The organism is Xanthomonas sp. NCPPB 2922, assembly GCF_041520885.1.
GTDB classification, from domain to species: domain Bacteria; phylum Pseudomonadota; class Gammaproteobacteria; order Xanthomonadales; family Xanthomonadaceae; genus Xanthomonas; species Xanthomonas campestris.
Genome location: NZ_JBGOFY010000048.1, coordinates 1 through 1,620, shown reverse-complemented (window position 1 = coordinate 1,620; position 1,620 = coordinate 1). Strand labels below are relative to the sequence as shown.

The 1,620-nt window shown below is 61.6% G+C and carries 1 protein-coding gene; it reads right to left on the bottom strand.

Annotation, left to right across the window (positions count from 1 at the left end):
• Positions 1-370: 370 nt before the first annotated feature.
• Positions 371-1,620: peptidoglycan-binding protein (locus ACD584_RS21780; protein ID WP_372357333.1), on the bottom strand; the 1,250-nt coding region annotated here is incomplete at its 5' end.

The following is a 1,620-nucleotide window of genomic DNA, read 5'->3' as shown; positions in this document are numbered from 1 at the left end:
GGGTGTCGGCAGCTACGCTTGCACAGTCCCGAACTGGACAGTAGTAAAAGTTACATAGGTATTGCGTTCTGTGCGCCCGGCCGCTTTGCGCTGCGGAGCGCATCGCAGAGATGTGCCTGTCCCGTTGCGCGTAAGGCTCCCGCGCGACTGTATCCGCGCAACCTCTTGTCGCGTTCAGCAGGTTTAGTGGGCGCGCCGACGTGCGCGTCGTGCGGAAGACAATCACAGTGAATGACGCGGCCCCGCGGGTTCAAATATTCAAATGTGTGACGTCTCGCTTCTACCCGAGTGCATGAAGCTGCGCCAGGTAAACGGCAGATACAAAAAAGCCGGCCAGACAGGCCGGCCGGCTCTTTCGTGCATCGTGAACTCAGCAACCGCCGATGGCGACCTTTTGCTGCTCTTCGTGCGCCTGTTGCTGTTGCGACTGCCCAGCCAGAAGCTGCGCGCTGGTCTGCTCCAATGACGGGGCAGGCTGGTTTAGATCCACCGCCGCACGGAACCCCGGCGTGGTGCCCATCACGAACGCCTTGCCGTCCTGCACCGTCACGTTCTGCAGTTTATCCGCGCTGTCGATGCCATTGTGCTTGGCCTGCAAAGTGACGTTGGCAGCAGTCTCATTAGAGATCATGCTCGGCAGCTTGCTGCGGATTGCGTTGTGCAACGCATGGTCCGGATGCGAGGCATCGTTGAGCGACGTCCCCTTGGGCGCAGCAACTTGCGTCTCGCCCGCCTGCGACTGGGTCTGTGCCGGTTGTGCGGACAGCGCGGCCTGCGTATTGCGGCCCACCACCCCATCGGGCTGCAGCCCATGCTGCTTCTGAAACGCGATCACCGCCTCCCGTGTGTTGTCCCCAAAACGACCATCTTCCGCAAGCCGGTTGCCCTGCGCATCGCGAACGCCGAGACGGTTGAGGTCCTGCTGCAACTTGCCGACATCGCCGCTCTGCTCGCCATGACGCAGCGTGCCATTGCCAGCCGGTGCCGATGGCTGCGATTGACGGGCGCCCGACTCGTGCTGGTGACCTTGATTCCAGAATGTCTCTGGACTGGTCAACTTGCCGTTGGCATCGCGCAGTTGGTAATGCACATGCTGCGCGTACTGGCTGTTACCGTTCGGGCCGCGCCCGCCCATCGTGCCGATGGCATCGCCCGCGGACAGTGTCTGGCCTTCTTTCACCTTGAGTGCGTCCAGGTGCAGGATCTCGTGCGAGTTACCCTGTGCATCGCGAATCTTGACAGTGCCGTAGTTGCCGCCCGCGAACGTCACCGTTCCGGAGACCGGCGAATGTACCGTCGTGTGCTGCAGGTTGCGGCCTTGCTGACCACCTACATAGTTGAAATCCGTACCACCGTGCGGCCCGTGGCTACCGCGGTGCTCACCATAATGGCCGGTAATGTGCGGGTCGGCGCTGCCTTGACCGGGCAGCATGCGTTCCATCGTTTGCTGGAAATTGCTGCGAGTGGCATGGCTAGGTTCGGCCGTCTGCGTCACTGGCGTCGGCTGGCCCACTGTATTGCCCTGCGTTTGTGCAAGACGCTGCTCGACAAACTGGGTGTAGTTGTCCAGATGAGGCGCAATCTCGCGCCGTGACAGAGCCAAGCCACCATAATCCTTGC